We start from the raw sequence: 6,470 nt of genomic DNA, 5'->3' as shown, positions 1-6,470 counted from the left end.
GCCTTTCCCCATCGTGTGCATGGAATGTATGCCGCGTGGACTGTGCGTGGGCATCGTGTGCATGCAACGTATGCCGTCGGATGCATCGTGTGCATAGAACGGATGCGTGGAGGCGCAAAACGCGCGTTTCATGAACGTCCCATGCACACGATCGCGTAGATGTACGTTCCGTGCACACGATCAGCAGCGTCTTATGTACGTTCCATGCACGCAATCGACGGCCCGACACGTCCGGGAGAGCCCCATCATACCCCGTTATGTACGTTCCATGCACACGATGACTACAGCGGGATGAGAAAGATAGACCGATCTAAAGGGATAGAGAAGGGATAGACCGAAATAAAGAAAATCATGCGCTGTCCGCCCCATAAGCGCAAGAGAATCTCGAAACACGGCCCGATCCCGAGAAAACCTTGCGCTAACAGGCCGGCTTGCGCAAGAGAATCTCGCGGAAACCCTCAGTTCGAGAGAATATTGCGCTGATAACCCACAAGCGCAAGATAATCTCGAAACAAGCCCGTCGCTCCCGAAATCGGGCCCGGCGAAGACACCGAGGCCAAACCACACACCACACAAACTGGCGAAGACTCTTTTTCCCTTGCGATCTCCCTTGTGGTTTTTGCGGGTCCTTTGCGGGTTTTCTGCGCGACACGCCGAAGTGGCATTCTTCGTGGATTCTGGTATTGTATCCATCTGTTGCGCAAATCCAGTTCGCTGGAGTTGCCCACATGGTGGATATAGCTCAGTTGGTAGAGCATCTGATTGTGGTTCAGAAGGTCGCGCGTTCGAGCCGCGTTATCCACCCCACGAAGCCCGGAACCTGTGTTCCGGGCTTTTTTCGTATCACAAAGGCGGGCTGGCAGAGCGGACTGCTCGTTGTAAGCGATGTGGTGACGTTGCATATGCCTGCGGCGCCGCTGACCGGCGGGCGTGAAGTCGGCATGGGGGGCGGTGACGCACAACGATGCGCGTGTCGTTGTCGGGGTGATGAGTAACATAAGCATTTGTGTGTGCCAACGGCATGCCTTATGTGACAGGCGTGTGGGTTGGGATATCCCGAGAATCGCATGGATCGCGCGCAGCAATGCACAGAGCGAAAGAGGATCGGGCCATCGGGCCGGTGGACTGTGGCTGAACTCCGTTACGTTTCGGATGGAGTGTGGGCGCAGCGCGGCGGCCGCACGAAGACAAGAAAACATCTGAATCGGAGAATTCAAGTTGCCTACCATCGAACAGCTCGTCCGCAAGGGACGTAACCCCAAGGTGAAGAAGTCGAAGACCTTGGCGCTCAAGGGCAGCCCGCTGCGTCGCGGCGTGTGCACCCGTGTGTACACCACCACCCCGAAGAAGCCGAACTCGGCTCTGCGTAAGGTCGCCCGTGTGCGTCTGTCCTCCGGCATCGAGGTCACCGCATACATTCCGGGCGAGGGCCACAACCTCCAGGAGCACTCCATCGTGCTCGTGCGCGGCGGCCGTGTCAAGGATCTGCCGGGCGTGCGCTACCACATCGTGCGCGGCGCGCTCGATACCCAGGGTGTCAAGGACCGCAAGCAGGGTCGTTCCCTGTACGGAGCAAAGAAGGCGAAGTAATAGATCATGTCTCGTAAAGGACCCTCCAAGAAGCATCAGCTGCTGCCCGATCCGATCTACGGCTCGACTGTCGTGGCCCAGCTCATCAACAAGATTCTGCTCGACGGCAAGAAGTCGATCGCCGAGGACATCGTCTACTCCGCGCTCGATATGATCAAGGACAAGACGGATCAGGAGCCGGTGGCCGTGCTCAAGCGCGCCCTCGACAACATCCGCCCGTCCCTCGAGGTGCGTTCCCGCCGAGTCGGCGGCGCCACCTACCAGGTGCCGGTCGAGGTCAAGCCCGCCCGTGCCAACACGCTCTCCCTGCGCTGGCTGACCGACTTCTCCCGCAAGCGCCGTGAGAAGACCATGGCCGAGCGTCTGGCCAATGAGATCCTCGATGCCTCCAACGGTCTTGGCGCATCTGTCAAGCGTCGCGAGGATACTCATAAGATGGCAGAGGCCAACAAGGCCTTCGCTCATTACCGCTGGTAATTTCGAAGAACAAGAGCTAAAGGAATAGCAATGGCACTTGACGTGCTTTCGGATCTGCACATGATCCGCAACATCGGCATCATGGCTCACATCGATGCCGGTAAGACCACCACCACTGAGCGTATTCTGTACTACACCGGTAAGAGCTACAAGATCGGCGAGGTGCATGATGGCGCTGCGACGATGGACTTCATGGCTCAGGAGCAGGAGCGCGGCATCACCATTCAGTCCGCCGCCACCACGTGCTTCTGGCACCGCCAGACGCATGACACCGAGGAGAAGTTCCAGCTCAACATCATCGACACCCCCGGCCACGTGGACTTCACGGCCGAGGTCGAGCGCTCCCTGCGCGTGCTCGATGGTGCCGTGGCGGTCTTCGATGGCAAGGAAGGCGTGGAGCCCCAGTCCGAGACCGTGTGGCGTCAGGCCGACAAGTACGGCGTGCCGCGCATCTGCTTCATCAACAAGATGGACAAGCTCGGCGCCGACTTCTACTACTCCGTGAAGACCATCAAGGAGAAGCTGGGAGCCAAGCCGATCGTCATGCAGCTGCCGATGGGTGCCGAGAACGACTTCACCGGCGTCATCGATCTGGTCGAGATGAAGGCCTACGACTGGAACACCGGCGACGAGCTGGGCGCGCACTACAACATGGACCCGATCCCGGCCGAGTACGAGGAGAAGGCCCAGCAGTACCACGAGCAGCTGGTCGAAGCCGCCGCCGAAGCCAACGACGAGCTCATGAACAAGTTCTTTGAAGAGGGCGACCTCTCCAAGGAGGAGATCCGCGCCGGCATCCGCCAGCTCACCATCGAGCGTCGCGCGTTCCCTGTCTTCTGCGGCTCCGCCTTCAAGGACAAGGGCGTGCAGCCCATGCTCGACGCCGTCATCGACTACCTGCCGTCTCCTGAAGACGTGCCGGCCATCAAGGGCTACAAGCCGGGCGATGAGTCCGTTGAGATCGATCGCAAGCCGCTGGTCTCCGACCCGTTCGCGGCGCTGGTCTTCAAGATCTCCACGCACCCGTTCTACGGCAAGCTCGTGTTCGTGCGCGTCTACTCCGGCTCCGTCAAGCCGGGCGATACCGTGCTCGACTCGACCAAGGGCAAGAAGGAGCGCATCGGCAAGATCTTCCAGATGCACGCCGACAAGGAGAACCCGGTCGATGCCGCCGAAGCCGGCAACATCTACACGTTCGTCGGTCTGAAGAACGTGACCACCGGTGACACCCTGTGCGCCGAGAACGCTCCGATCTCCCTTGAGTCCATGACCTTCCCGGACCCGGTCATCCAGGTCGCCGTGGAGCCGAAGACCAAGGCCGATCAGGAGAAGATGGGCATCGCTCTGGCGAAGCTCTCCGACGAGGATCCGACCTTCCAGGTCACCACCGACGAAGAGTCCGGCCAGACCCTGATCGCCGGCATGGGCGAGCTCCAGCTCGACATCATCGTCGATCGCATGCGCCGCGAATTCAAGGTCGAGTGCAACGTGGGCAAGCCGCAGGTCGCCTACCGCGAGACCATCCGCAAGGCCGTGATGAACGAAGTCTACACCCACAAGAAGCAGACCGGTGGTTCCGGCCAGTTCGCAAAGGTGTTCATGAACTTCGAGCCGCTCGACACCGAGGCCGGCGAGACGTTCGAGTTCGTCAACGAGGTCACCGGCGGCCACATCTCCGCCGAGTTCATCGGACCCATCGAGGCCGGTGTCAAGGAGGCCATGGAGTCCGGTGTGCTCGCCGGCTTCCCGGTCGTGGGCGTCAAGGCCACCGTGTACGACGGCCAGATGCACCCGGTCGATTCCTCCGAAATGGCCTTCAAGATCGCCGGTTCCATGGCGTTCAAGGAGGCTGCTCCGAAGGCTCACCCGGTCATCCTCGAACCGATCATGGCCGTCGAGGTCCGTACTCCGGAGGAGTACATGGGCGATGTCATCGGCGATCTCAACCAGCGCCGTGGCAACATCCAGTCCATGACCGACGCCACCGGCGTCAAGGTCATCGACGCGAAGGTCCCGCTGTCCGAGATGTTCGGCTACATCGGCGATCTGCGCTCGAAGACCCAGGGCCGCGCCATGTTCACCATGCAGATGGACTCCTACGCCGAGGTCCCGAAGTCGGTCTCCGACGAGATCGTCAAGGCCCAGCGCGGCGAGTGACACGCGCCGCCACCAAGGGTGTCAGCTGTCTCCAGTCAGCGGTAAAATTTAATACCGCTGACTGGGTTCTGGCTCCAAAGTGGCAAGAAACCCAGAAACCCAGTACAATGTAGCGAGTGCCTTGCACTGAAAGCGCAAGCCAACTACACGAGACGTCCAGGAGGACAATTTCATGGCAAAGGAAAAGTACGAGCGTACTAAGCCGCACGTTAACATCGGCACCATCGGCCACGTCGATCACGGCAAGACGACCCTGACCGCGGCCATCTCCAAGGTTCTGTACGAGGAGTACCCGGATGTTAACACCGAGTACGACTTCAACCAGATCGACTCCGCTCCGGAAGAGGCCGCTCGCGGTATCACCATCAACATCTCCCACATCGAGTACCAGACCGCGAAGCGTCACTACGCTCACGTGGACTGCCCTGGCCACGCCGACTTCGTGAAGAACATGATCACCGGTGCTGCCCAGATGGATGGCGCCATCCTCGTTGTGGCCGCCACCGACGGCCCGATGGCCCAGACCCGCGAGCACGTTCTGCTCGCCCGTCAGGTTGGCGTTCCGAAGATCCTCGTCGCTCTCAACAAGTGCGACATGGTCGAGGATGAGGAGCTCATCGAGCTCGTTGAGGAAGAGGTCCGTGACCTCCTCGACGAGAATGGCTTCGATCGTGACTGCCCGGTCATCCGCGTGTCCGCCTATGGCGCTCTGCACGATGACGCTCCGGATCACGAGCACTGGGTCGAGCAGATCAAGAAGCTCATGGACGCCGTCGACGAGTACATCCCGACCCCGGTCCACGACCTTGACAAGCCGTTCCTGATGCCTATCGAGGACGTCTTCACCATCTCCGGCCGTGGTACCGTCGTCACCGGTCGTGTGGAGCGTGGCCAGCTGGCCGTCAACTCCCCGGTCGAGATCGTCGGCATCCGTCCGACCCAGCAGACCACCGTCACCTCCATCGAGACCTTCCACAAGACGATGGACGCCTGCGAGGCTGGCGACAACACCGGTCTGCTGCTCCGCGGTATCAACCGTACCGACGTCGAGCGTGGCCAGGTTCTGGCCAAGCCGGGTTCCGTCACCCCGCACACCAAGTTCGAGGGTGAGGTCTACGTCCTGACCAAGGACGAGGGCGGCCGTCACTCGCCGTTCTTCTCCAACTACCGTCCGCAGTTCTACTTCCGCACCACCGACGTCACCGGCGTCATCGAGCTGCCGGAAGGCGTCGAGATGGTTCAGCCTGGCGATCACGCCACCTTCACCGTTGAGCTGATTCAGCCCATCGCTATGGAGGAGGGCCTGACCTTCGCTGTGCGTGAAGGCGGCCACACCGTTGGCTCGGGCCGTGTCACCAAGATCATCGACTGATTTCCGTCGATCATCGTTGCTTGACATAGCACTATAGCAAGCGATCAATATCCCTCGGTTTCCCTCGGGAATCCGAGGGATATTGTTATATGCGAGGCTTGTCGCATGAATTGGTGGCAAGCTGCGATCATTCAAATCCATTGCAACAACAGTTGACGGCATGGTCGCGATCGCTTTCAGCCACTGTCTTCAGTAGTTCATCTGGTACTACCAGCGGTCTGTCTCGTAATTGGTTCAGTGGTTCTGGCCGTCTTTGAGGGACAGCACCGTGAAGCAAACAGCGGAGCTGTTTGTAGGTGCTGTGCGAGCCGACCGGCGAGCCGGTGGGCTGCGCGCGGAGCGCGTCCGTGATTGCGGGACAGTTGCCGTGAAGCAGACAGCGGTGCTGTCTGTAGGCAACGTTGCTCGACGACAGTCGAGCCGGCAGACTGTGCGCGTAGCGAGTCCGTGATTGCGGGACAGTTGCCGTGAAGCATACAGCGGTGCTGTCTGTAGGCAACGTGTGAGCCGACCGGCGAGCCGGCAAACCGCGCGCGTAGGCGTGGGCGCGGACGGGTGTGGTCACAGGGAGCGCCCCGCTCCCCGTGACCATTCCTCAAAACCCTTGATATTTCAACAGATTCCAGACCCCGGTCACGGGGAGCGCCCCGCTCCCTGTGACCGCTTGATGAAAACCTTGGTATTTCAACACTGACACCCTGGTCACATGGAGCGGGCGCTCCCTGTGACCGCCCCGCTCCCTGTGACTGTGACGAGGATCCCCAGCCCATCGTGTCCCCGTAGCCAATCGAGTCTCCACAGCCCGTCGTGTGCATGGGGCGTATACCGTGTTGGCATCGTGTGCATGGAACGTATGCGAGCGGGCTCGAAACAG

The 6,470-nt window shown here is 60.4% G+C and carries 4 protein-coding genes and 1 tRNA gene; all 5 read left to right on the top strand.

The genetic code is table 11. The annotated features are described in order from the left end of the window. Positions 1-731: 731 nt before the first annotated feature. The 5 genes from EHS19_RS00140 to tuf all read left to right on the top strand — a co-directional run bounded on the left by EHS19_RS00140 (position 732) and on the right by tuf (position 5,596). A tRNA-His gene (locus EHS19_RS00140) sits at positions 732-807 on the top strand. 411 nt (positions 808-1,218) lie between these two features. After that, on the top strand, positions 1,219-1,590 hold the full coding sequence (gene rpsL, locus EHS19_RS00135; protein ID WP_151915782.1) for a 30S ribosomal protein S12: 372 nt from the start codon (positions 1,219-1,221) through the stop codon (positions 1,588-1,590). 6 nt (positions 1,591-1,596) lie between these two features. Then, positions 1,597-2,067, top strand: a complete 471-nt coding sequence (rpsG, locus tag EHS19_RS00130; RefSeq protein ID WP_151915781.1) for a 30S ribosomal protein S7 — start codon at positions 1,597-1,599, stop codon at positions 2,065-2,067. Positions 2,068-2,097: 30 nt separating this feature from the next. Next, positions 2,098-4,224 carry an elongation factor G gene (fusA, locus tag EHS19_RS00125; protein WP_151915780.1) on the top strand — a complete coding sequence of 709 codons (2,127 nt, stop codon included), beginning with the start codon at positions 2,098-2,100 and terminating at the stop codon, positions 4,222-4,224. Positions 4,225-4,396: 172 nt separating this feature from the next. Beyond that, positions 4,397-5,596: an elongation factor Tu gene (gene tuf, locus EHS19_RS00120; protein ID WP_151915779.1), complete on the top strand. Its 1,200-nt coding sequence runs from the start codon at positions 4,397-4,399 to the stop codon at positions 5,594-5,596. Positions 5,597-6,470 lie beyond the last annotated feature (874 nt).

It is taken from the genome of Bifidobacterium jacchi (genome assembly GCF_009078285.1).
Lineage (GTDB): Bacteria > Actinomycetota > Actinomycetes > Actinomycetales > Bifidobacteriaceae > Bifidobacterium > Bifidobacterium jacchi.
Note: the sequence above shows the minus strand (reverse complement) of the source record. Positions and strands in the feature narration are given on the sequence as shown.